This window comes from Armatimonadota bacterium, assembly GCA_029907255.1.
In the GTDB taxonomy this organism is placed as follows: Bacteria; Armatimonadota; UBA5829; order DTJY01; family DTJY01; genus JAIMAU01.
Map to the genome: position 1 here is coordinate 195,043 of JARYMF010000005.1, position 25,656 is coordinate 220,698.

A 25,656-nucleotide genomic window follows, 5' to 3' on the forward strand; every position below is an offset into this window, starting at 1 on the left:
TCCCTAGCCTCTAGATGGGATTAAACCTTTTCGCTCCATCTCGCTAATTATGCGCTTTATTGAGTATGGGCTTTTTACACATTCACCAAGGCGGAAGAGCCGCCATCGTTCTATCAATTCGGTCTCTTCACCATCCGAAAGATCTATCAGCGGACCTAATATCTCCATCTCCAAATACCCAAGTTTACCATCGCTAGTAAACACAACAGCTGACGAACCTCTATCACCATATTCGGCGTCACGCTTCATAGGCGGAAAAAGCTTCACATATGCCATATCATCTTGAAACCATATCATCCATGGGCCATCAGATTCTGCACCTATTTGGTAAACTTGGCCATGATAACTTGTAATGCAAAGACCATCGCGTACCGTGAACTGTGCTGTCTTCTTAGGATCTCCAAAAAGGTATCTGATTCCACCTGGCACGCGTGTGTCTGACCGAATAGGAAAAACCACAAAGCAAGGAGTTTTCACCTGAGTAACGTCGTGGATTCCCCACTTTGTAGGTGGTTTGCCGACCGCGCGCATCTTTTGTATAAGTGTTACCTCGCCATTTTCGTCAAGTGTAAGCTCCTTGATGAACATTACACCACTTTTCAAGCTTGGCTGGCCAATGATTCTAAGCCATTTCCTGCCATCCCTATCAAAGACCTCGACATTAGCTTTTCCCCTGTCGAGTATGGGGTCGGGAGGCCAATGCCAGTAATCTTGAGGCGAGACCCACGTCTTATAACCGCCGTAATTCCTCCAATCGTTTGTTATTTCATACACCTTCCCAAATTCTACAGCATTCTCCCAAATAACATTGCGGCCATCGAGCGAGTATTCCATTATCCTCCCGCCTATTGCAGGAACAACAACAAGGCTATATCGTCCTGCGCTCATGCGATAGGAACCGCTCCATCCCCGATAATCTACGCACTCAACACTAGGCCCAGCACCAGCGCAAGACCCGAAGGACACCAAAATAATAATTATCATTAGATGCTTATTAATCATTAGTAGCCCCCTGACGTGCCGCCGGAGCTTTGCTTTCAGCTCCCTTTGCGACCTGCGTGCATATCAACGCCCAAGGCTTTCCAGCGACACGAGTAAGAATGAGTAACATTTCTCTACTACCAGGCAACTTCAGCCGCCGCTCAATTTCGAGTGGCTCAAATGGAACGCCTCTTTTCTTGACTATCACCTTGCCTACATCCAGCTCTCGCAAGCGGGTGTTAATATTCTTCAAACTGAAAGGCATGTGGTCAATTACATGGTAAACGTCTGCGAATGGAGTTGATACCCATTTATCTGACGTAAGATATGCAATTTGCTCGTCTATCTTCTCTGCACCAATCCGATGTGCTAGCTGTTCGACAAGATGTGCTCGAATAATACACGGATCCGGCTCATAAATATATGCAGCGGGAGCTCTGATAGGCACATGCTCAACTGGTTCATCTACCAAAGTTGCGCGAGATGGAAGGATTATCGCACGCCGACTAGCTGTTTTGAGCCCCCCAAGCCAAATCACAGCTTCTTTGCACTCACCATTTTCGGATATGAACTCAATCTCCCCATCGAAGGACTCCAATTCCCCGTCTTTGAACACTGGCGATAGCTTGATGGCTACATCTGAAACAACATTCGCAAGATGATGAAGAAAAGTGGCGGAAGGCTCTATATCGGCGAGGCTCCTAGCACGCTGTCCTTTGTCACGCCGAGATGGATCAATAAAGGCGGCGGTGGCTTTTAGCGGTATCTCGGTTACATCGGCATTGATGAAATCTACGCGTTCCGCAAAGCCATAAACCTCGACATTTCGTCTTGCCATCGCAAGTCTGACGGGGTCCTTTTCTACCGCCGTCACAAAGCACTGCGTCGCCAAGCCAAGAGTATCACCACCGATTCCACATCCGAGGTCGAAGACACTGCCACTCTGACAAAAACGTTCAGCGCGGTATTTAGAAATGGTCTCACCCGATGACTGCTCGAGAGCTTCCCGAGTGAAAAACATTCGATCTGCAAGGACAAACTTTCGCCTCGCCCTCTCCCTTAAATCAAGTAATTCAAGTGCAGCGCTGGCAAACTTGCTTGGATACTCTTTTCGCAGTTTTTCAAGGCGCAATAGGAAATCCCCATCAAGGTTTTTAGCCTTATTTAGCAACCCCTCGCCTTCAGGACTTAAGAGAAAATTGACAGTTTCAAGGTCCATAGCAATATCTTTTAACCAAAGAAGGGAACTCCAGCCTTATAGAGCATCCGGCTGAGCCGAAACACTGGTAGGCCAACGACATTGAAGTAATCACCTATTATGCCCTCAACCAACAAGCTACCTCGCTCCTGAATGCCGTATGCACCGGCTTTGTCGAGCGGTTCGCCTGTCGCGATGTAAGCGTCTATGAGTTCGTCATTTAGTTCGCAAAAACTGACTTCGGTTCGCACATAGTCAATAAATGTTTGGCAAGTATGGTTTTTAGCTCTTTGGACTACGCAGACGCCAGTATAGACATAATGCGAGCGCCCGGAAAGAAGTTTGAGCATCCGACGTGCATCTTCCGCATCGGTCGGCTTCCCGAGAACTTCGTTCCCTGCCACTACAATTGTATCTGCACCTATAATAATTCCATCCGAGATTCTTACTGCTACATTATTAGCCTTAGATAGAGCTGATTGCACAACATGATTCTCAGGCGGCCATAGAGGAAGAACAGATTCATCAAAGTCGCTCGGAATGACTTCAAATCTGGATACAATTAGGGATAAAAGATCCCGCCTTCGAGGAGAAGCCGACGCAAGAATAATTCTAGGCTGTTGGTCTCTATCCACCACCATGTCGCTTAACTTCAAAACGGTATAGTTGGATGGGCTCGCCATCTATAATCCCAGCCTTACGCATGGCTATACCAACTTGGTCCTCAACTGTATCAACCCCATCGAGGTCGGGAAGCAACAAGCCACGCCTCCACCCACTTTCAACAATGACTCCGTACTTTTTGGGGTCAAGCTCAGCCATGCTAGAAATCGGTTCCGGATGGCTCAGCACATCCACTGAAATTGAAAGATCGTCAAGCTCATCTTCAGTTACGGGTTCGAACCGAGGGTCTCTTGTAGAAGCGCTTATTGCATTCTCAATGATTTCTTCAGCTAGGTTTGCACGTATAGGTTCGATTGTCCCTATGCATCCACGCAATTGTCCAAACTTTTTCAAGCTGACAAACACCCCAGCGCGAGTTTCCATTTCAGGCGGAAGTGGATTGGGCACGGGTTTTACTCTCCCAAAGCGAACGAATTCCTCTATAGCTTCTCTGGCCAGTGCCACCAATGGGTCTCCTTCAACTCCTTTAACCATTTTGCTCCTCCGTTTTCTCATTGTGTTTCACAAATCGTAGTTCCCTACCTTGAATAAGCCTTATAATGTTTGACCGATGTTTCACTACTACAAATATGGCAACAAGAAGTGCAAATAATTTATACTCCAAGGGTTTTCCAAACGCCCACATTAGCGGCGGAACGCTCAACACTGCAATAATTGAAGCTACGGAAACATACCTTGTCACAAGCACAATCGCCACCCAAATTCCAAATGCTATTAATGCAATTAACGGTGCAAGCCCAATGGCAACTCCTAGGCTAGTTGCAACTCCCTTGCCACCTTTGAACTTAAGAAACACCGACAAGCTATGGCCGATAATTGCTGAAAGCCCTGCTGCCACAGCTACCCAGGGTTGATCGAATAACCGGATTGCCATTACAGTCGGAATTAAACCTTTAAGTACATCGGCAATAAAAACGGTGATTCCTGGCGCCAAACCAAGCGTTCGGTAGACATTAGTTGCGCCAATGTTTCCGCTGCCCACCTTGCGAATGTCAATGCCACGCCATGCTTTCGCAATTATTAAGCCAAAAGGCACCGCACCCAATAAGTAACTTGCAACTAAAGTTATCGCTTCATCCATCGCTTTTTAGATTGAACTACCTCCTTGTTGATTGGAAAGTTTTTCCTTTTCCTAATGGGGCCTGCTATGTTCAGCCTTCCTTGCAAAAATCCTTATTGGTGTGCCCTCATATGTATAATGCTTCCTAAGTTGGTTTTCGATATATCGCTGGTATGAAAAATGAAGTAGGTCTGGGTCGTTTGTAAAGAGCACAATCGTCGGCGGCCGCACCGATGGCATTGTAGCATAATACACCCTAAATTCCTTTCCTTTTTCGGAATACGGCCTTGCATCTACAATATCGCCAATCAACCGATTGAGCTCGCCAGTTGGAAGCCTCAACGCATGATTTTGGGATGCGATGGCGGCGCAACCAAGCAATTCAGTAATTCCCGTGCCTTCTATCGCAGATGTAAATACAATGGGCGCATAGTTCATAAAAGGCATCTCACGACGAACTAGCTCCGTAAATCCGTTAATTGTTTTCCCCTGCTTCTTAGCCAAATCCCATTTGTTGACTACAATAACAGCGGCTTTTCCAGCGTCATGGGAATAACCAGCCACACGCTTGTCGCCGTCCACTACTCCCTCCGATGCATCTATCACTACAAGTGCGACATCTGCCCGTTCAAGGGCACGAACAGCCCGAAGTACCGAATAGTATTCAATAGAGCGCTGGATTTTTCCTGCACGCCTAATACCAGCGGTGTCAATCAATACAAATCTCTGGTCACCATGTTCAAAATACGTGTCAATCGCATCGCGTGTTGTGCCTGGAATATCGCTTACAATAGCTCTCTCTTCTTTTATAATTGCATTAAGAAGAGACGACTTCCCAACATTCGGACGACCAATAATTGCTATCTTTATAACTTCTTCGGAATAAACTTTTTCGGCGGTAGGAACTGGCAGATTTTCGATGATTTTATCCAGCAACTCAGCCACTCCGCGGCCGTGGAGCGAGGAAATAGGATATATATCGCCTAAACCTAAAGAGAAAAACTCAATGGATTCCCGTTCCAGGCGCTCGTTATCAACCTTGTTTACTGCTACCAATACAGGTTTGCGCGTGCGACGCAAAACGTCCGCGACCTCCATATCTGCAGGTGTGACTCCCTCAGTCACATCTACTAAGAAAACTATTACATCGGCTTCGGATATAGCAATCTCAGCCTGGGTTCTCACCTGAACAGTTAGTGGGTCTTTCTCATTCAAAATTAGACCGCCGGTATCAATCAACATAAAGTTACGCCCAAGCCACTCAGCCTCAGCATAAAGCCTATCTCGCGTAACACCAGGAACATCTTCTACAATTGCGATTCTCTTGCCGACCAGCCTATTGAAAAGCGTAGATTTGCCTACATTTGGCCGGCCGACGACAGCAACCATCGGATTTGACAACTAAATCACCTCAGGTATCCTCACACAACCGCTTAAAAGCACCCATCGGGGTTGGTTCGACTGCTTCAGCTCTTGCACCAACCATATGACTTAGTTCATCCAAGCTCATATCGTCAAGAAATAGGCCGTCTTTGAGAGCTACAGACGGTATTAATACAATTTCATCAGGAGCAACATCCGCCAACGAGAATGCAATATCACTACCTGTTAGCAAGCCAGCAACCGTTATAGTTTCTCCAAAAAACATATTCCTTACTATACAGATTCTACACTGAATGGCGGGGATTTGATTCAAAATTTCCACTAATTCCCGAACCATATTTGCCGCCAGCACTCCGGTTACTAAGACGTATTTCCCTGGGCGCAGTACAGTGTTATTTGCTCTCCGTTTCACCTTCCTAAGGTCGTCTAAGAAGAGTCGTGAGAGTCCCACTCCATCCTCAAGTTGAGGAAAGCCCTCATAAGTACGTCGTGATGGGAATGGACGGCCAGCTAGGAGATAAAATTCATCTGCAGGAAAAACAAAACGCGTGCCTAGACTGCGCAAGAACTGCCGCTGCCACGATGCACATGCATCCAATACTTCTGTTGCCAAAACTGAATCAACTGGTTTAATCGGCACTAGTCCTTCTCGATATCGAGTAAGACCAACAGGAACTATTGCAACGGAAGCAACCGAAGGATAAAGCGTACCAAGATCATAAACCGTGCGTTTAAGACTTTCCCCATCATTAATTCCGGGACAAAGTACAATCTGAGCATGCAACGTTATCCCAGCGTCTGCAAGACGTTTGAGCTCTTTCATAATCTGCCCTGCCTTCTTGTTGCCAAGCATATATTCGCGAATTTTTGGGTCAGTTGAGTGAACAGAAACATATAGTGGGCTCATTTTCTGGGAGATTATGCGCTCAACGTCCTCATCGCTCAGATTAGTAAGTGTAATATAGTTCCCGTGGACGAAAGATAATCGAAAGTCATCATCTCGCAAATAAAGTGACTTCCTAAGACCTGGTGGCATTTGCTTAAGGAAGCAAAAGATACAATTATTGCGACAAATGCGGACTCCGTCGAATAGCTCTTCGACAAACTCAATGCCGAGGTCCTCACCAAGTTCTTTGTGAATAGTACTTATAATGCGGCTACCATTTCTCAGAACCTCCACCTCTACTTCTTCGTCGGCTCCAAAAAACCTGTAATCAAGTACATCGCATATTTTATGAGCGTTCAGAGAAACAAGAATATCTCCTGGCTTAATTCCAGCTATTTCTGCTGGGCTGCCTTGCGCTACTTTTGCGATTTTTGAATTTAGCTTTTTCATGGAAAGGTAGTCTCACAAAAAATGTATCTATTGCCTTAACGTCTTTCAATCCCAATTTTCCAACTTTTTAACTACTTCTTCGATTATCCAATCTGGTGTCGAAGCGCCAGCAGTAACACCTACAGTTTGAACACCTGTAAACCAAGAATCCTCCAGCTCGCTAGCAACTTCGATATGGTGTGTTGGGACGCCGGTATCTGCGCATATTTCTGCAAGACGGCGCGTATTTGCGCTATTGTGGCCGCCAATGACCAGCATTACATCCACCTCCGCTGCAAGGTCCAGTGCTGCCTTTTGGAGTCTAGTGGTCGCATGGCAAATTGTATTGTGAGCCCGAACATCCTTTACCCATCTCGCAACCTCTTCTACAAGCCTCTCGAAACGCTCGGTTGTCTGCGTAGTTTGCGAAATGATGCCAACTCGCTCGCACAGCTTTGATGGGTCTATATCTTTTACATCGGAAACCGCCAAGCCATTTTCGCCAGCCACGCTCATTATTCCCCGAACCTCTGTGTGTCCTGGGTCGCCCAGAACTATTACCTGGTAGCCATCTGCAACTAGGTTTTCTGCAATCTCATGGACTTTCCGAACAAATGGGCATGTAACGTCTACCACCTGAAGACCGCGATTCTCAGCCTGACGCATCACTTCACGAGGAACGCCGTGTGATGGCATGATTATAAAACTTCCTTGCGGGGCATCTGCAATGTCGTGCACTTCATGGATTCCTCGCTCTTCCAACTTTAATATTACTTGGGGGTTGTGAATCAGCGGGCCAAGGGTATACATAGGTGTGCCATGCTTTTCAGCAGCCTCAAGCGCCACATCAATAGCCCGGCGAACGCCATAGCAAAAACCTGCTGGATTAGCTAGCTTAACCTTCATTTCTCTACCATTAAACGAACTAAGTGCCAGCCTGCTACATATCATAAGGCTGGCACTTGAGAAATTCCAAGAAGAGTGTCCTTTAATTAGATTTCTTTCGCATAAGTTTCAGCAAACCATATTCGACGCTATCAACCAACGCATGCCAGCTTGCTTCTATTATATTTGTAGAGACACCTACAGTGCTCCACGATGACGTGCCGTCGGTTGATTCAACAATGGCACGCACTCCTGCCGCTGTTGCCTGCTTTGCGTCGAGCACACGGACCTTAAAATCTGTAAGCTTGATGTGTTTCAGTTCTTCGGGATAGAACTTTTCAAGGGCTTTGCGAAGGGCATTGTCCAATGCGTGAACTGGACCATCGCCTTCTGCAACCGTAAGCAATTCCTCGCCATTAACAGCTACTCTTAGAGTAGCTTCAGTTATGGGTTCTGGGTCTGTCCCCCGCTGTTCAACAATTACACGGAAACTCTTTAAGTCAAACAGCTTTTTATATGAACCCAGCGTTTTCTGAAGAAGAAGCTCAAAAGATGCCTCTGCACCCTCAAACGAGTAGCCCTCATTCTCCAGCTCAACAATTTTTTTCAACACTTCGCGCGTCTCAGGCGATTTCTTTGTGAGGTCAACACCATATCTTTGAGCTTTATGGACGATATTGCTCGCGCCAGACAGCTCTGATATGAGTACCCTTCGCACATTACCCACTCTCTCTGGGTCAATATGTTCATACGTGCGAACATTTTTCATTATTGCGTCCACATGAACACCAGCTTTGTGAGCAAATGCACTTCGGCCAACAAAAGGCTGACGGTCGTTTGGTACAACGTTTGCAATCTCATAAACGTAGTTAGAAAGACTCGTCAGCTCGGCCAATGACGATTCTGGGATACACTCTATTCCTAGTTTAAGCTGTAGTATTGGGATAATCGAGCAAAGGTTGGCATTGCCACATCGTTCGCCAAAACCGTTGACAGTGCCTTGTACTTGCACGGCGCCATTCTGAACTGCAACGATTGTATTGGCAACCGCCATTTCTGAATCGTTGTGGGTATGAATACCAACTGGTATATTCACAGCACTGCAAGCAGCTCGAACACCAGCTATTATCTCGTCGGGCAACGAACCGCCATTTGTATCACAGAGCACTACGGCATCTGCATTGGCAGCTTCAGCAGCCTTTATCGTGTCTATAGCATAGCTTGAGTTAGCCTTGAATCCATCAAAGAAATGCTCTGCATCAAAGATGACCTCTTTTCCATGATTTTTTAGAAATTGCACGGAATCTAGAATCATCTCGATGTTCTGGTCTAAGCTAACCTTTAGTGCGTCGGTGACATGAAGATCCCATGATTTGCCGAAAATTGTTATAACCGGGGTCTCGCTCTTAATGAGGCTAATAAGGTTTGCATCCTCCTCAGGCCGAACATTCGCACGTCTGGTACTTCCGAATGCGGCTAGCTTCGCATGAGACAATGGCACAGATTTCATGCGTTCAAAAAACTCTTCATGCTTGGGATTTGATCCTGGCCAGCCTCCTTCGATGTAGTGAAAACCAGCCTCATCAAGCCGCAGGGCGATTTTAATCATATCCTCTACAGTGAGGGATATTCCTTCGCCCTGGGAACCGTCTCGCAAAGTTGTATCGTAAATTAAGACCTTTGGCATAATACAGTCACCTCTGCCGCAATCAGCGGCACTTTTTTAGAGCTTTGACCCTTTCACGTGCATAAGGAATCAGGCCACCTGCCAAAATTAGCTGTTGGATAAATTCGGGGAAAGGCCTTGCCTGAAACACTTTGCCCGTCGTCAAGTTGACAATTTTACCTGTTGATGTTTCAACTTCTACTTTGTCGCCAGCTGAAATGCCATCAACCGCTTCTGGGCATTCGAGTATTGGCAGCCCAATGTTAAATGAGTTACGGTAAAAGATTCTAGCGAATGTTTTTGCAATTACACAGGATATTCCCGAAGTTTTGATTGCTATTGGCGCATGCTCTCGGGACGAACCACAACCAAAATTTTCTTCAGCGACAATGATGTCGCCTGGCTGCACCCTCTTCACGAAATCGGGGTCTATATCCTCCATGCAGTGTGCTGCCAACTCTGCAGGGTCAGATGTGACAAGGTAGCGCGCAGGGATAATGACATCCGTATCTACGTTGCTACCATATTTATGAACTTTGCCTTTGAAAATCATAATCTGCACTATCTCCGTTTGCGCTTTTAATATTTTTCAAAATCTAAAGTCAACACTAATCTCAATCAATTGAGTTCTTCTGGGCTTCCTATCCTGCCCAAAACGGCAGATGCCGCCGCAATTGCAGGATTCGACAGATAAACTTCCGACTTGACGTGGCCCATCCTGCCTACGAAATTGCGGTTGGTTGTAGCAATTGCCCGCTCACCCTCTGCAAGGCATCCCATGTGCCCTCCAAGACAGGGGCCACACGTCGGCGTGCTTACCGCTGCACCAGCCTCGATGAATATATCAAAAAGTCCTTCACGCATTGCCTGTTGCCAAATTTCTTGAGTTGCGGGAATAATGATTAGCCGCACATCGGGATGGACCTTGCGCCCTTTTAAGACGCTTGCGGCGATTCGCAGGTCTTCGATGCGACCATTTGTACAAGAGCCAATTACTGCTTGGTCAATCCGTATATCGGTTGCTTGACTTACCGGCCTTGTGTTCTCCGGAAGATGTGGAAATGCAACCTGAGGCTCAATTTCAGAGACATCAATCTCGATTATTTCTTTATACAAGGCATCAGGATCGCTTGCATAGACCTTCCAAGGGCGTTTTGCCCGCGGTTTTACATATTCAAGTGTGGTATCGTCAACATGCATTATGCCGTTTTTGCCACCAGCTTCGATTGCCATGTTGCACATTGTGAAGCGGTCAGCCATTGGTAGAAAAGAAATGGTTTCGCCTGTGAACTCCATCGAGCAATAGAGCGCCCCATCCACACCAATCTTGCCAATTGTGTAGAGTATCAAGTCTTTTCCGCCAACCCACTTGTTTAATTTACCGTAATAAACGAACTTGATGGTCTCCGGCACCCGGACCCAAGTTTCACCTAGTGCCATCGCTGCTGCTAGGTCTGTGCTCCCCACGCCGGTTGAAAAAAGCCCCAGCGCACCATATGTACATGTATGGGAATCAGCCCCGATAACGGCATCACCGGGTACTACAAGTCCTTCATCGGGAAGAAGCGTATGTTCGACGCCAACGCGACCAACTTCAAAGTAGTTTGTAATGCCATATTCATGGGCGAATTCCCGCATTTCTTTGACTTGCTGAGCAGCTTTCATATCTTTTGCTGGCGTGTAATGGTCTGGAACAAGTGCGATACGCTCTTTGTCGAACACGCAATCAACGCCAATCTGCTTGAACTCACGAATCGCTATTGGAGCCGTGATGTCGTTCCCAAGCATAAAATCCAACTTTATTGTAATTAGTTCGCCTGGCTCGACTTGATCTTTGCCAGCATGAGCTGCGAGTATCTTTTGTGTTATTGTTTGACCCATATTGTACCTCAATCTAAAGCACAGGCTTTTCACTGGCGCGGCTGTTGCCACGCTTTGCTTGATAATAGACTAGTTTGTTAATAGCCTGGATGTACGCCTTGGCGCTTGCCTCCACGATGTCGAGGCTAGCACCTCTACCTGTATAAACGTTCCTATCATCTGCTAACTTCACAGTAACTTCACCCAAAGCATCGGTGCCGCCCGTTACTGCTTTTACAATATAATCTTTTAGAGTGTGTGGAACTCTAATAATTTTGTCAATCGTTTTGTATACTGCGTCCACCGAACCAACGCCAGTTCCACAATCGCTCAGCTCGCCATTGGGCGTAGCAATTTTGATTGTAGCAGTGGGAATCCCCTCAAGGCTAGTCATCACGGTCATGTACGTCAGCTGATATGTTTCAGGAATAGCATGAACTTCATCGGCGACTAAGGCTTCCAAATCCTCATCGAATATTTCCTTCTTTTTGTCAGCCACTTCCTTGAACCTTGCAAATGCCTTGTCAAGTTCTTCACGAGTAAGCTCGTAACCAAGCTCGCTAAGCCGCTTTTCAAACGCGTGGCGTCCAGAATGTTTCCCAAGCACAAGCTTGCTCTCAGAAAGGCCTATATCCTCTGCGTCTATAATCTCATAGGTTCTCTTATCCTGGATTACGCCGTGCTGATGGATTCCTGCCTCATGGGCAAAAGCATTGCTTCCAACAATTGCCTTGTTCGCCTGAACCTGCAAACCAGTGACGTCGCTCACAAGCCTGCTAGCGCGGTAAATTTCCTTTGTGTTTATACCTGTCGTAACATCGAAGACGTCCTTGCGGGTATTAATTGCCATCACGACTTCCTCAAGCGCTGCATTACCCGCACGCTCGCCAATCCCATTTATCGTACACTCTACCTGTCCTGCACCCGCAAGCACTGCCGCTAATGAATTTGCAACCGCCAACCCAAGGTCGTTATGGCAATGGACGCTCAGTATGCATTTATTGATATTCGGCACCCTGTCTAGCAACGTCCTGATAATATTCGCGAACTCATGCGGCACGGCATAGCCGACTGTATCGGGAATGTTGACCACGGTGGCGCCAGCATCTATTACCGCCTCTACAACTTGACATAGATAATCAATATCTGTCCTCGATGCATCTTCGGCGGAGAACTCCACATTTTCACAGTAAGATTTTGCACGCTTGACTGCCTTTACAGCCAGGTCGAGAACCTCTTCTCTGGATTTCTTTAGTTTTCTCTCAAGATGAATATCAGACGTTGCGATGAAGGTATGTATATAGGGCTTATTGGAGTACCGAACTGCCTCCCACGTACGGTCAATATCGGCATCGTTCGCCCGACACAAACCTGCGATTGCCGGACCTTTAATCTGCTGGGCAATCGCCTTGACTGCTTCGAAATCTCCTGGAGATGAGATTGGGAACCCCGCCTCAATTACATCTACATTCAAGCGGGCAAGTTGCTTTGCCACCTCCAATTTTTCCTCGATATTCATGCTTGCTCCGGGCGATTGTTCGCCGTCTCTGAGCGTGGTATCAAATATAAGTATTCTCCTGCTCATAAGAATGCCCCCGAAAGAAACAAGCTACAAGTATCAAGCAACCACGAAAGGCTTTAATATGCTTGCTACTTGTTGCGCTTTACCGCTTCTTTTTCAAATACGGCATCATTTCGCGAAGGCGTGCACCTACCTCTTCAATCATATGCTCTTTTGCCATCCTCCGAGCCGCATTGAAAACTGGTCGGTTGGCTGCATTTTCAAGTATCCATTCCTTTGCGAATTCGCCTCTTTGGATTTCGCCTAGAATGCGCTTCATTTCGGCACGCGTATTTTCATTGATTATTCGCGGCCCACGAGTATAGTCGCCATATTCTGCAGTATTGCTGATTGAATATCTCATCCAGCTGATACCGCCTTCATACATGAGATCTACGATAAGCTTTAACTCATGCAGGCACTCAAAGTACGCAATTTCCGGTTGGTAACCCGCCTCAACTAGCGTCTCGAAACCAGCAATAACAAGGGATGTCGCCCCGCCACACAGCACGGCTTGCTCGCCAAAGAGGTCTGTTTCAGTCTCTTCCTTAAAGGTGGTCTCAAGGACGCCAACTCTTGTCGCACCGATTCCTTTTGCATATGCCAGCGCTATCTCTTTTGCCTTGCCAGAAGCATCTTGTTGCACAGCAATTAGAGCTGGGACGCCTGCGCCTTCGGTATATTGCCGACGCACAAGATGCCCTGGGCCTTTGGGCGCAACCATTATCACATCAACGTTCGCCGGTGGAACTATCTGCCCAAAATGAATATTAAAACCGTGCGAAAATAGGAGGGCTTTACCCTCAGTAAGGTTCATTTCAACTTCGCCCTTGTAAACCTTCGGCTGAACTTCGTCCTCTGTAAGGATTTGGATGATGCTTGCTTCCGATGAGGCTTCCGCCGCCGATACTGGTTTGAAACCGTCCTCAATCGCCTTTTCCCAATTTGGCGTGCCAGGAAGATCGCTGACGATTACATCAACGCCGCTATCTCTTAGATTTTGCGCCTGGGCATGGCCCTGACTTCCATAGCCAATGATTGCAACCTTTCGCCCTTTCAACACATCGAGATTAGCATCCTGATCGTAATAAACTTTTGCCATTGTTTACCTCCCGCTGTTTTATCTAAGCCCAAGGACTTTATAAGAAAAAGCTACCCTTCGAGGAAAGATTTCCTCAAATGCTACCTATTATTTATTAGCTATCCTTATGGAGTTTTGGCACCGCGCATCATGGCAATGCGACCAGTGCGGACGACTTCCTTAATTCCATAGCTCTCAAGAAGCTTTTCGATTGCGTTAATCTTATCAACGCTGCCTGTGACTTCCACTGTGAATGTTTTTTCGCTAACATCAATGATTTTAGCGCGAAAAATGTCTACAATCTGCATAATCTCCGACCGCACGCCAGCATCGGCGTTGACTTTAATCAATGCAAGCTCTCGTTCCACAATTGGAATTCCCTTATAATCGACAACCTTGATTACATCAATTAGCTTGTTAAGCTGTTTTGTAATCTGTTCGAGCACTGCATCGTCTCCACCAACCACGATTGTCATTCGAGACACCGAGGGGTCCTCGGTTATACTAACGGCTAGTGACTCGATATTGAACCCCCTGCGGGCAAATAGCCCCGCAACCCGAGCTAGAACGCCAGGTTTGTTTTCAACTAAAGCTGTTATCGTATGTTGCATTTCTAATTGTCCCTCCGAACTTACTTTGGTCGTCGAACCATCATTTCCTCGATGCTCTGCCCAGCAGGGATCATTGGAAAGACATTTTCTTCGCGCTCGATATGGAAGTCCATAATCACAGGCACATCGTCGTATTCTAGCGATTTTTTAAGAGCATCAACAACTTGCTCTTTTTTCTCAATGCGCATGCCAACCGCACCGTATGCTTCTGCAAGTTTTACAAAGTCCGGCTGAGCAGCTATATCCACTCCTGCATAGCGACGGTTCCAGAACAGCTCCTGCCACTGCCGCACCATGCCGAGATACTGGTTATTTAAAATAGCCACCTTCACGGCAATTTTATTTTCCACAGCCACAATTAGCTCTTGTAAGGTCATTTGGAAGCTGCCGTCGCCATCAATCACAAACACAATATCATTGGGTCGCCCAACTTTTGCTCCGATTCCTGCTGGGAAACCAAAACCCATAGTCCCAAGACCGCCAGATGATAGGAATTGACGCGGGTATTTACACTTATAAAACTGGGCGGCCCACATCTGATGCTGGCCAACGCCTGTCGCAACTACCGCCTCACCGTTCGTGACTTCCCAAATTTTCTCAATCACATACTGTGGAAGCAAACCGTTCTCACCGTAATGGAGCGGATATTCAGCCTTCCACTTCATAACTTGTTCATTCCAACTGGTTGGCTGGCGAGGCTCAACATATTTAAGCAAGTCCTGGAGAACAAGCTTACAGTCGCCGACAATTGGCACATCCACATGCACTGTTTTGCCAATCTCGGCTGGGTCAATGTCTATATGGATGACTTTCGCTTTTTGGGCAAAAGCATCCAGTTTGCCTGTAACACGATCATCAAACCGAGCGCCGATGGCAATCAGCAAATCACAATGCGCTACGGCATAGTTCGCATAAGCCGTTCCATGCATCCCCAGCATGCCAAGCGAGTTTGGATGGGTCTCCGGGAACGCTCCTTTGCCTAGAAGTGTAGTTGTTACCAAAATATTAGTGCGCTCGCTCAGCTCCAAAAGTTCAGGGCTGGCACCTGAGGAGATCACTCCACCGCCGGCGTATATCACTGGCCGCTCAGCAGATGCTATTAGCTTTGCCGCCTTTTTAATTTGAAGTGGATGACCCACGGTGTTCGGTTTGTATGATGGGATGTCAACATTGGTTACAGGTTTGTAGTCAATCACACCTAAAGATACATCCATAGGCATGTCTATAAGCACAGGGCCAGGACGACCTGTGCGAGCGATATGAAATGCTTCCGCCACAACCTCTGGCACATCTTTGCTATTTTTCACGAGGAAATTGTGCTTAGTAATCGGCATGGTGATTCCGGTGATGTCGGCTTCTTGGAAGGAATCCTTGCCAAGCGCCGTTGTTCTCACCTGCCCAGTGATTGCAACTATGGGAATCGAGTCCATATATGCAGTAGCAATTCCTGTTACTAGATTTGTCGCTCCTGGGCCAGAGGTCGCAAAACAAACTCCCACTCTTCCGGTTGCACGAGCATAACCATCAGCCGCATGGGCTGCGCCCTGCTCATGCCTTACAAGTATATGCCGAATATCCTTGCAGTCGTACAGGCAGTCGTATATAGGAAGCATGACGCCTCCCGGAAAACCAAATATTACCTCAACACCTTCGCGTCTTAAGGATTCCACTAATGCCTGTGCTCCTGTTATCTTCAAACTACATTCCTCCGTCCTATTTCACAATCGCTCCAGTGCCGGCAGATGTCACATACCGGGCATATCGAGCGAGATATCCTTCTTTCACTTTTGGCTCAGGGGCAGTCCATGATGCACGCCTCTTCGCCAGCTCTTCATCAGATAATCGAACATTGATTGTTTTGGCTGGGATGTCTATGTCGATGATGTCGCCATCTTTCAACAAAGCGATATTGCCGCCCTCAGCTGCTTCGGGGGAGATGTGACCAATAGAACACCCTTTCGATGCACCAGAGAATCGCCCGTCAGTTATGAGCGCCATCTCAGTCTCAAGCCCCATGCCTACAACAGCAGCTGTTGGGAAAAGCATTTCGCGCATCCCTGGTCCACCTTTCGGCCCTTCATATCGAACCACAATAACCGAGCCTTTAGGAAGCTTGCCACTAAGAATTGCTGAAGTCGCCGCGTCCTCCGAATCGAAAACAACTGCTGGGCCGGAGAATTTAAGCACTTCAGGCGCAACAGCGGACTGCTTTACAACCGCACCATCCTGGGCAATATTGCCTCGCAGGATGGCTAAACCTCCTTCTGCGTGATATGGACTTGCGACAGAACGTATTACGTCAGGCCGCAGGATTTCACGCTTACTTATATTTTCTCGGACAGTCTTGCCGGTCACCGTTATGTTATCTGGCGATGGAAGTAAGCCATTTTTAAGGAGTTCATTCATGACCGCAGGTATTCCGCCAGCTTGGTCCAAGTCTTCCAGATGATGCTTCCCAGCAGGGCTGAGACTACAGAGGTGCGGTGTTCGTGCACTTAGCTTATTGAAATCATCGAGATCGAGTTTAACGCGGGCCTCATTGGCAATTGCAAGCACGTGGAGCACGGTGTTTGTCGAACAACCAAGTGCCATATCAACTGCAATTGCATTCTCGAACGCATCCTTTGTCATAATATCTCGAGGCTTGATTTGCTTCTCAAGGAGGTTCATAATTGCCATGCCCGCCTGCTTTGCCAAGCGAATGCGTGCGGAAGCTACTGCCGGTATTGTGCCATTCCCTGGAAGCCCCATCCCAAGAGCTTCTGTCAGACAGTTCATTGAGTTTGCCGTGAACATTCCAGCACATGAACCACAGCCAGGGCAAGCAACCTCTTCAATTTGTGCCAGCTCCTCCTCCGTCATTTTGCCGCTTGCAACTGCGCCGACACCTTCCATAACCTTTGTGAAAGATATCGCCTCGCCCTTATAGAAGCCTGCGAGCATTGGTCCGCCACTTATTACTATCGCTGGAATATTCAGCCGTGCAGCCGCCATTAGCATTCCCGGTATAATCTTGTCGCAGTTTGGAATGAGTACAAGCGCATCCAAACCATGCGCAATTGTCATTGATTCTACCGAGTCTGCAATAAGCTCTCTGCTTGCCAGGGAGTATTTCATCCCTTCGTGTCCCATCGCAATCCCATCGCAGATTCCTATCATGCCGAACTCGAGCGGAGTTCCACCTGCCATTCGGATGCCAGCCTTAACGGCCTCTGCGATTTTATCCAGATGGATATGGCCAGGCACAATTTCGTTAGCCGAGTTTACAACTCCAATAAACGGCCTTGCCATTTCCTCCTTTGTCAACCCGTCGGCATAAAATAGCATTCTGTGGGGAGCACGCTCCAATCCCTTTTTCACGGCATCGCTTCTCACGCTTGTCACCTCTTAAAATCGTTATCTGTTGCTTTTATATAGATTGTCATTAAAACTTGGTAAACTCAAGTGAAATTCAACTTGGTTTAAATTTGCACAAACGCCTCTCGGCCCAAAGGGACGAGAGGCTAACTCTCACGCGGTACCACCCTGGTTTGACCAAAGCGCTTCTATAATTGAAGGTGAAGCTGCTTGGCCCGCTCTTAGCAGGATAACGGCCGCCAACCGTGAGAACTTACTTAGCCCGGCGGGCGAAATGGAAGAATGTTCGACTCATTTCTTCCATTCGGCCCATACGGTTTTCGGCTCTCATGCTCCGAGGTGAGATTCGACAGACGCCCGCGTTACCTCGCACCATCCGGCAACTCTCTGAAACGGCCCCATTCTGTCTACTAGCCTCTTCAACGCGTTTACAAAATGTAGTTGTCTGAGCATAATAACACATTACAAAAATAGAGTCAAGTTTTCCATACTTAAATTTGCCTTAAAACATTTGAGGCAGCATTCAGTTGGTGGGGGTTATTATAGGAAGCACAAAATTATGTTGGAATTGGGTTAACTTTTCGCTGCCGAATTAGCGCAAAGATAATCCCTGCAGCAATCAAATGCATAAAGCCGGCGGCGACAAAAATTGGCATGTAACTTCCGAAATCTACAATTTTGCCAACAAGTATCATAACAACTCCGCCAGCAAGAATTCCCAAGGTTCCCGAGATGCCGTATGCTGATGCCACCATTCGTTTTGAGAAAAGGTCGCCAGGCAAAGTAAGCACGCTTGCCGCCCAACTCTGGTGCGCAAATGGTGGTATGGACACAAAAACAAGCGCCCACTTCCAGCTTTCGACAAATACGGCAGGAATTACCATTGGCATCAGCGCCGCGCTGAGAAGGAGAGCAACTTTCCGAGCGGTGAGTACTGGCCACCCTCGCTTGATAAAGTAAGCCGAGATTCCACCACCTACAATGCTTCCCACGTCCGCGGCAAAAAATGGTATCCAGACAAACATTGCGATTTGCTTTATGTCAAAACCCCGTTCAGCCTTGAAATATTTTGGTAGCCACATGGTAAAAAAGAGCCACACGGGGTCGGTCAGAGTCCTAGCCGCGATAAGCGCCCAAAGTTCCTTTCGAGAAAGCACCTCTTTCCAAATTCCGTGCTGTGCAACGTCTTCTACCTTTTCCTCTGCCTGTCCGCTTCTAATATACGCCAGCTCCTCTTTTGTAAGTAAGCGGTTCTTTTCTGGTTGCTGATATAGGAGAAGCCAAAAAAACAGCCAAACAAAGCCAATTAAACCTGTCGCTATAAATGCGGCTCTCCAGCCGAAAGCAATGATAAGTGCTCCGACCAACGGCGGAGCAATTGCCGCGCCTAATCCTGCACCAAGATTGAAGATGCCTGTTGCAACCGCTCGCTCCTTAGGAGGGAACCATTCTGCAACTGCTTTTGCTGCGCCGGGGAAGTTGCCTGCTTCTCCTATCCCCAACAGCGCTCTCAAACAAGCAAAGGAAAATACACTGCCTGCAAATGCATGGGCAATATTTGCTATGGACCACCATGTAACCGCAATTGCCATTCCACGCCTAGTTGTGAGCCAGTCTATGATTCTGCCCATAAATGGGTGCATAATTCCGTAGGCTATCAAGAAGGCAAAGGTGATATATCCATAGTCCGTGTTGCTCATATGGAAATGGCGGTCGAGTTCCACTTGTGCTACAGAAAGCGAGTTGCGGTCCAAATAGTTGATTGTTGTTACAAGCATTAGCATTCCGGCGATATGCCAGCGCAGGTGCTTCATGGGAGACCCTCCAAATGCCGGTTAAACGATTAAGCAAGCTTAGAATACAAGACTCATAGGTTAAGAGTCAATAGGGGAACTGATGACTGGCAGCAGACAGCGGAGAAATACCACCCAAATTTAAGTTTTCCCTTTTTCCTTGAGTGCTTTTTCTGCCCAGAATTTGTTAGTGCGATACAAGCTTTCAAAAGTGCCAGCGTCGCTCCAAAAACCTTCAAGCTCAACCCAATCCAGCTGGCCAGCTTTTATGTATAAATTGTTTACATCCGTAATTTCAAGCTCGCCGCGTGCCGAGGGCTTACATTTTCGAATGAATTCAAAAACCTGACTATCGTAGATATATAGCCCTGTAACGGCAAAATCGGACTTTGGTTGTTTTGGCTTTTCCTCGATTGCAATAATCCTGCCGCCTTCGCCAAAAACTGGGACACCAAACCGCTCAGGGTCGGGTACTCGCTTTAGGAATATTCGTGCGCCCTGTTTAAATGACCTTACTGCCGGGCCAATATCAGCATCGGTTGTATTGTCTCCAAGAATTACAGTTATGCTTCCGCCGTCGGCAAAATCTTCACATAACGAAAGCGCCTCCGCAATACCGCCTTCCTTAGCTTGGTATGCATATTCAAGGTGTCTCAATCCAAGCTGTTCGCCATTTTGGAGTACGCTAAGGAAGTCACCTGCATGAGGCCCGCCTGTGACTACCATTACTTCTGTTATGCCCGCTTTGACAAGCGTTTGGATTGGATAAAAAATCATTGGCTTATCAAAGACAGGCAGCAAATGCTTGTTAGTTGCATATGTGAGTGGATAAAGACGTGTACCAAGGCCGCCGGCGAGAACTACACCTTTCATGGATAACTAGCCACCCCCTAAGAGTTGGTCACAAGCCAGGGCAATTATAGCAACCCTCGAGGGACGGTGTCAAATGGCATAATTTACACTACGATCGTGCTTTCTCGGACTTCTTGGTGAACCATCGAATGGCAACAGCCGAGAGTAGCAGGGCTATGAAAGAAAGAAGCCCGGCCTCGGGACCGAAATCTCCGCCTAACCAAAGGGTATTTGCCGTTCTTATCTGCTCAATCCAACTATCGAACTCAATTCCACTAACTGGGAAACCGAACACAGGGCCTAGGAAAAAATTCCAGCCGAAGTGAAATCCTATTGGGAGCCACAAGCGGCCTGTTGCCAAATATCCATAACCGAGAACAATGCCTGCTGCCATTGTGCCCAAAAAGCCGAACAAAGTAGCTCCAGGATTAAGAAAATGAAGCATTGAGAAGAACGCCGAGCTTATAATAAGAGCTGAAAACGCACCATAGCCCCATTTAAGCGTTCGAAGCACATACCCTCGAACCATTGTTTCCTCAACAACCGCAATTGAAGCCATCAGTAGGATGGTGAGCAAAAGGGTGGACAAAATTTTGGCAGGAGGCTTTTCGAAAATAAAGCCTGTTACTCTTACCCAACCCATGACGTATGAAATAATAAATATAAAGCTGGTCGCAAGAGCACCTATGGAAATACCTAATAACAACTCCCTTACCCATTTTTCTCTAAAATTGAAGCCAAGTGCTTCTGCAGGCAGCTTATCAACGAATAAGATAAAGCCAAATGATATAAGTAGAACAGCAAACGTCGCTGATATGTAATAAATAGTCATAAGAGGCAAGTTGCTCTGAAAATCAAAGACGTCCGTGACTTTTATTTTGAAAGCAAAAATAAAAGGGGCAATAGCAAAACCTACCAGTACTAAGCCCACCCCAATTGTGAACAGATATAACATTAGCCTTACTATGGGCTCAAATACATATCTTGGAGGACGTTCCTCAATTCTACCTTCGATTTCGCTTACAGGTAATTCAGTTTCGCTCATGGTTTGCATACCTTACAAGGCACATATCCTTCGTTTATTGCTTCTTCCCGCGTTTTGAAATAAATACGGTTTTTCTCTGCCGGAAGATATCGACAGTCCTGTCGATGAAATTTCAGGCTCCGCTTGTTTCCAACATAGTTCCCAAAATTCTCTGTTTCGTTCGGCTTTGCTAAAAGCGTACACCATGTGGAGGCTAAGCTGTTTGCAGCCAATGAGAATATTCTAGAACCTACCTCTTCCGATGCGTCCGATTTCCCATCCTCAGCCTTTGAAAGTTTCTTCAGCTCTTCATTTGCTTTTTGTGCAATCTGGACCGCGAAACTAGATGGATTATCAACTCTTTGACCTCCTTCTGACTTTGCAACCATGGAGGAGCTTATTATGTCAAGTTTCTTTTCGAACTCAACATGCTTTGGACTTTTAAACGCAACTTCATCAGAGTGATAGGGCTGAGATAATGCTATAATACACTCAGCAAGTTTCCCCAAAACTCCCACCTGAGCAGAGATAGGTTTTCCCTCACCTATACTTTTCCTAGCCTGACGAAAAGTCTCAGCAAATACATCAGGCGCAGAGCCTTCCTTTTTGGAAACGAAGTACGATAACTCAGAAGATGACTGCTTATCTTTGGTATATTTTGGCCTAGCAGTCGAGATTATATCTTTTTCAATAGGTTTGAGTTTCGAGCTGATATCCTGCGGCAGAAATTCGATTGCCTTTTTGATTACCACCTGCGTGAAGTCTGCTTGCTTACCTGTCTCAACCGCCGCACAATGTGTAGTAGCTAGTACGATTACTACTGCCATGAATAGAAATAGTCTAGTTTTGATCACCACTTAGCTCCTTTTTTACCTGAATCATCCGTCGGTATATTTCTTTTTTGGGAAGCGGAAACTTCAGCGCCAATTCCCTAACTGCATCGCGCTCAGACATACCTTCGGCAAGAAGGCACCTTAATTCCTCCTCCACTTTCCCAGCCTCACCTGTCTGTCCCTCGGCACAACCGGCGACAACAATCGTTATTTCGCCTTTTGCTTTTACCTCAGTAAACCTTGCAATTGCAGAGCTAATTGTTCCGCGATGCACCTCTTCGAACTTTTTAGTTGCTTCGCGGACAACCGCGATGCGGCGGTCGCCGAAAACATCAAGCATTTCCTTTAAAGTAGGTAGCAACCGGTTTGGGGATTCGTAGAAAACCATTGTTCTTCGTTCATCTTTGAGAGATGTGAAAAATGTTCGGCGTTCGCCTGACTTCCTGGGAGGGAAGCCATCGAATGCAAACCTCCTAGTTGGCAGTCCGGAAACTACAAGGGCAGTGATTATTGCATTTGGTCCTGGAATAGCAACCACTGGAACTTCGTTCTTAATAGCTAGATTGATTATTTCGCAACCCGGGTCGGAGATACCAGGCGTTCCTGCATCCGAAACAAGGGCAATGTTCTTGCCTTCCTTAAGAAGTTCCGTCAATCTTTCTGCTTTTTTCCCGAGGCTATGCTGATGGTAGGGAGTAGTGGGAGTATCTATGCCGTAGCGACTGAGGAGCTTTTGGGTTACTCTTGTATCTTCTGCTGCTATAAGGTCAACTTCCTTGAGGATAGCGAGTGCGCGAAGAGTAATGTCCGCAAGGTTTCCGATTGGAGTGGCAACCACATAAAGTGTCCCGGGCGACTGCTTGCCACTTTGCTCCATTTGGCTTGTCCACCTTTTGACTTAAAAGGGGGTCGCCGAATATTACCATTTTGGAGACCCCCGACTCTGAAGACCTTTTTATTTAAAAGAGACAGCTTGCTACCTTCCAGCCGGAATTTCGCCTCCCGACACGGGTATCGTTTGTCCGGCTTGCGGCTGTGCTAATTCCTTGTTCTCGCTCAGCCACTTTTGTTCTTTAGCAACGAGATCTGCTCTCTTTATTTTCTTATAAAGCTCAATTAACTGCTCGTGCGTACTATAATCGTCATACGCATTCTCTGATGCAATTTCCAGATGTTCGACAGCTTTGTTTGGTTTGCCAGCGTCAATATATAGTTTACCCAAAGACAAACGGATATCGGTAGACTCAGTATAATTCAAAGCATCTTCGAGTGCTTCAATTGTTTGAGTCTTATACTTCTTTATTTCCTCGGGATTAGATGCAAAATTCCTAAGCGCGGTAAGGAGCTGAGCGATTTGCACATAACATCTCGCTTTGATGTCCGTTCTGTCTCCAGCAGAAGCAACCGCAGTTCTGTATTCCTTAATTGCAGTCTCAATTTTGCTCTTCTGCTCGGCAGGATTAGCCTGTCCAAATGACATCATTACTGCCTGTGCAATCGTATAGCCTCTTAGCTCGGGATCATTGATTGTAATTTGGGCTTTTTTTCGAAGGTCAGCATAATATAAGTATTCTGCTTTGTTTTGCTCCTGCTGGACGAACATGCGGCGGTATTCAGCCATTTTCTTGGGGTCCTTTAAATCTGCTGGCATGGTGCTCCTTCTGCCTTCCACCTTAATTATCACATACTCGCCGCCAGTTTTTATTGGGTCGGAAACCTCGCCCTCTCTCAACTTAAACGCCACATCGCCTACTTCTCTAGGAAGCATCTGTTTCGACACCCATCCGACGTCGCCACCAGCGGTTTTGTAATAGTCTTGGGAGTTCGCCTTGGCAAGCGCCGCAAAGTCCCCACCAGCTCGAAGTTTTGCAACCAGGTCTCGAGCCAATTGCTCTGCCTGCACCTGAGAGCGGCCGGAAGCAGATATCGTTATTTGCCTGAGTTTCACTTGCTCAAAGCTTTGGCGCAGTGCGCGGTCGCTAGTATCAACCTTCTCTCGAATCTTCTTGGACAGCTTGTCCATTATGAGGTAATTGCGCACAGTTTCCGGATCGATTGACTTACGGATTTCCGCCCTCAGCTTTTTAATGCTCATGGACGGATCGCGTTTTCGAAGTTCCTGCTCAAATGCTTCATCGGTTTGTTTTGTTCTCCTTCCGCTGAGCAAGGAACTTTTAATTTGTTGTAACCGCTGTTCTACAATCTGGTCTATTTGCCGGTTTACTTCGCCTCGAGAAACTTTGATACGCTCTTTTTTCGCAGCCTGCAATTTCAGCATTTCATCTACCATAGTATCAAATACCTGGCCGCGAATCTGGGATTCCTCGATGGCGCTTACTGGGCGAGTCTCCTGAATTGGGTCTATTTGCGCCCTTACTCGCATTTCGTATGCCTGTCTGTCCAGTTTCTCCCCATTAACCGTTGCTACAACACCGGAAAGTACGCTATCTGTTCTCTCAGGAACTCTGCCGCCGGGTATGCTAATCGCAGCAAATCCGACTGCAAAGACTATAGCCAACGCCCACATTATGTGCTTGGAATAGCCATGGAATTTCTTGCGCATGCGAACTAATGACATTAGCTTCCTCCACAAAAATCTGCCACCACACGCTTGAGGTACTCCAAGCATTCCCTGGAGCCCTCCTCGGCTGAACCGCTGGCAGGACGATAGTGAGTTTCGAGGGATATATATCCCTTGTAATTATCATCTTTTAAGGCTTTGAATTGCCCAGAATAATCAATCTCGCCCGTTCCCATCACAACAAATTTTGGCTTGCCATTTAGTTTAACGGCATCCTTAACGTGGATGTGAACAATATAAGGCTTAATTGCCTCATAACCATTGGGATAAGGAATTTCACCTGCGCAAAATGAATTGCCTGGATCCCAAACAGCTTGGAGAGCAGGTGATCCTACAGCTTTGATTACGCGGGCTACTTCTTCGCCGGTTCCCAAAAAGCACGAATGTTCATTTTCCAAAGCAAGGATTACTCCAAGCCTTTGCGCGCTCTCTGCGGCGTTGCCTAATTCTTGGATTATCCGATCTTCTATTTCTTTGGTAAGCTCGCCGCGCCGCCAGAAAGAAAATACGCGAATTAGTTTCGTGCCAAAAAAGTGCGCAAGCTCCGCACAGTGGTTCAGTAGCGCCATTTGATCTGCTATTGAGCGCTCTTTTGCCAAGTGCGTGGGTCCCGTAGCTTCGGCTGAGGTCTCCCAAAGGTCGCATTTGAAAAGCGGCGAGGCAATACAACATACCGACATACCTTTGTCGTCGAGAATCCTTTTCGCTTTCTCGACTTGATCTTTCGAAAGGTCGACTATATTTACATCCCACAGCCCCCGAAGCTCTGCGCTTTGGACGCCGTATTCTTGAAGCACAGTGAGGGCGTGATCAAAATCCTGCGAAATCTCGTCTGTAATTGCCGTTAGTTTCACGCATACCCCCTGATACTAAGATCTTCACAATCATAGGAGAACAGCCATCTTTTGTCAAGCCGTACACATTCCTAGTG

The 25,656-nt window shown here is 46.9% G+C and carries 22 protein-coding genes, 1 pseudogene and 1 other annotated feature; all 23 genes and pseudogenes read right to left on the bottom strand.

Annotated elements, in window-relative coordinates; genetic code table 11:
- Positions 1-3 precede the first annotated feature (3 nt).
- On the bottom strand, positions 4-1,002 hold the full coding sequence (locus QHH26_06115) for a DUF4380 domain-containing protein (protein ID MDH7481535.1): 999 nt from the start codon (positions 1,000-1,002) through the stop codon (positions 4-6).
- Positions 995-2,200, bottom strand: a complete 1,206-nt coding sequence (locus QHH26_06120; protein MDH7481536.1) for a class I SAM-dependent methyltransferase — start codon at positions 2,198-2,200, stop codon at positions 995-997. Before QHH26_06120 ends, QHH26_06115 begins: the two co-directional genes overlap by 8 nt.
- A gap of 11 nt (positions 2,201-2,211) precedes the next feature.
- Positions 2,212-2,820 (bottom strand): Maf family protein, encoded by a 609-nt coding sequence (locus QHH26_06125; GenBank protein ID MDH7481537.1) that lies wholly within the window; start codon positions 2,818-2,820, stop codon positions 2,212-2,214.
- Positions 2,807-3,313 (bottom strand): annotated as a pseudogene (amrA, locus tag QHH26_06130) (AmmeMemoRadiSam system protein A). The gene QHH26_06125 and the pseudogene amrA overlap by 14 nt, the downstream one beginning before the upstream one ends.
- A gap of 16 nt (positions 3,314-3,329) precedes the next feature.
- Entirely contained in the window at positions 3,330-3,944 is a 615-nt protein-coding gene (plsY, locus tag QHH26_06135; protein MDH7481538.1) for a glycerol-3-phosphate 1-O-acyltransferase PlsY, read from the bottom strand.
- A 51-nt stretch (positions 3,945-3,995) separates the two neighbouring features.
- On the bottom strand, positions 3,996-5,324 hold the full coding sequence (gene der / locus QHH26_06140) for a ribosome biogenesis GTPase Der (GenBank protein MDH7481539.1): 1,329 nt from the start codon (positions 5,322-5,324) through the stop codon (positions 3,996-3,998).
- A 10-nt stretch (positions 5,325-5,334) separates the two neighbouring features.
- A complete protein-coding gene (locus tag QHH26_06145; protein MDH7481540.1) occupies positions 5,335-6,642 on the bottom strand; it encodes a DUF512 domain-containing protein in 1,308 nt (435 codons plus the stop codon).
- Between the two features lie 45 nt (positions 6,643-6,687).
- Positions 6,688-7,572, bottom strand: a complete 885-nt coding sequence (gene ispH, locus QHH26_06150) for a 4-hydroxy-3-methylbut-2-enyl diphosphate reductase (GenBank protein ID MDH7481541.1) — start codon at positions 7,570-7,572, stop codon at positions 6,688-6,690.
- Between the two features lie 37 nt (positions 7,573-7,609).
- Complete coding sequence (gene cimA / locus QHH26_06155) at positions 7,610-9,193, bottom strand: citramalate synthase (GenBank protein MDH7481542.1); 1,584 nt, start codon at positions 9,191-9,193, stop codon at positions 7,610-7,612.
- Between the two features lie 22 nt (positions 9,194-9,215).
- Positions 9,216-9,725 (bottom strand): 3-isopropylmalate dehydratase small subunit, encoded by a 510-nt coding sequence (leuD, locus tag QHH26_06160; GenBank protein MDH7481543.1) that lies wholly within the window; start codon positions 9,723-9,725, stop codon positions 9,216-9,218.
- Between the two features lie 65 nt (positions 9,726-9,790).
- Positions 9,791-11,053, bottom strand: a complete 1,263-nt coding sequence (leuC, locus tag QHH26_06165; protein ID MDH7481544.1) for a 3-isopropylmalate dehydratase large subunit — start codon at positions 11,051-11,053, stop codon at positions 9,791-9,793.
- 13 nt (positions 11,054-11,066) lie between these two features.
- A complete protein-coding gene (locus tag QHH26_06170) occupies positions 11,067-12,617 on the bottom strand; it encodes a 2-isopropylmalate synthase (GenBank protein MDH7481545.1) in 1,551 nt (516 codons plus the stop codon).
- 79 nt (positions 12,618-12,696) lie between these two features.
- Complete coding sequence (ilvC, locus tag QHH26_06175; GenBank protein MDH7481546.1) at positions 12,697-13,695, bottom strand: ketol-acid reductoisomerase; 999 nt, start codon at positions 13,693-13,695, stop codon at positions 12,697-12,699.
- A gap of 104 nt (positions 13,696-13,799) precedes the next feature.
- Positions 13,800-14,285: an acetolactate synthase small subunit gene (ilvN, locus tag QHH26_06180; protein MDH7481547.1), complete on the bottom strand. Its 486-nt coding sequence runs from the start codon at positions 14,283-14,285 to the stop codon at positions 13,800-13,802.
- A gap of 20 nt (positions 14,286-14,305) precedes the next feature.
- On the bottom strand, positions 14,306-15,982 hold the full coding sequence (gene ilvB, locus QHH26_06185) for a biosynthetic-type acetolactate synthase large subunit (GenBank protein ID MDH7481548.1): 1,677 nt from the start codon (positions 15,980-15,982) through the stop codon (positions 14,306-14,308).
- Positions 15,983-15,998: 16 nt separating this feature from the next.
- A complete protein-coding gene (gene ilvD, locus QHH26_06190) occupies positions 15,999-17,660 on the bottom strand; it encodes a dihydroxy-acid dehydratase (GenBank protein MDH7481549.1) in 1,662 nt (553 codons plus the stop codon).
- A gap of 113 nt (positions 17,661-17,773) precedes the next feature.
- Positions 17,774-18,074 (bottom strand) — a binding site (T-box leader).
- 125 nt (positions 18,075-18,199) lie between these two features.
- Positions 18,200-19,456 (bottom strand): MFS transporter, encoded by a 1,257-nt coding sequence (locus tag QHH26_06195; GenBank protein ID MDH7481550.1) that lies wholly within the window; start codon positions 19,454-19,456, stop codon positions 18,200-18,202.
- A 120-nt stretch (positions 19,457-19,576) separates the two neighbouring features.
- Positions 19,577-20,308, bottom strand: a complete 732-nt coding sequence (locus QHH26_06200; protein ID MDH7481551.1) for a sugar phosphate nucleotidyltransferase — start codon at positions 20,306-20,308, stop codon at positions 19,577-19,579.
- Positions 20,309-20,396: 88 nt separating this feature from the next.
- Complete coding sequence (locus tag QHH26_06205) at positions 20,397-21,332, bottom strand: type II CAAX endopeptidase family protein (protein MDH7481552.1); 936 nt, start codon at positions 21,330-21,332, stop codon at positions 20,397-20,399.
- A complete protein-coding gene (locus QHH26_06210) occupies positions 21,329-22,165 on the bottom strand; it encodes an Ada metal-binding domain-containing protein (protein MDH7481553.1) in 837 nt (278 codons plus the stop codon). The genes QHH26_06205 and QHH26_06210 overlap by 4 nt, the downstream gene beginning before the upstream one ends.
- Positions 22,152-23,021, bottom strand: coding sequence for a 16S rRNA (cytidine(1402)-2'-O)-methyltransferase (gene rsmI, locus QHH26_06215; protein MDH7481554.1), 870 nt, complete (start codon positions 23,019-23,021; stop codon positions 22,152-22,154). Before rsmI ends, QHH26_06210 begins: the two co-directional genes overlap by 14 nt.
- A gap of 99 nt (positions 23,022-23,120) precedes the next feature.
- Positions 23,121-24,722 carry a peptidylprolyl isomerase gene (locus tag QHH26_06220; GenBank protein MDH7481555.1) on the bottom strand — a complete coding sequence of 534 codons (1,602 nt, stop codon included), beginning with the start codon at positions 24,720-24,722 and terminating at the stop codon, positions 23,121-23,123.
- Positions 24,722-25,579 carry a sugar phosphate isomerase/epimerase family protein gene (locus QHH26_06225; protein ID MDH7481556.1) on the bottom strand — a complete coding sequence of 286 codons (858 nt, stop codon included), beginning with the start codon at positions 25,577-25,579 and terminating at the stop codon, positions 24,722-24,724. The genes QHH26_06220 and QHH26_06225 overlap by 1 nt, the downstream gene beginning before the upstream one ends.
- Positions 25,580-25,656 lie beyond the last annotated feature (77 nt).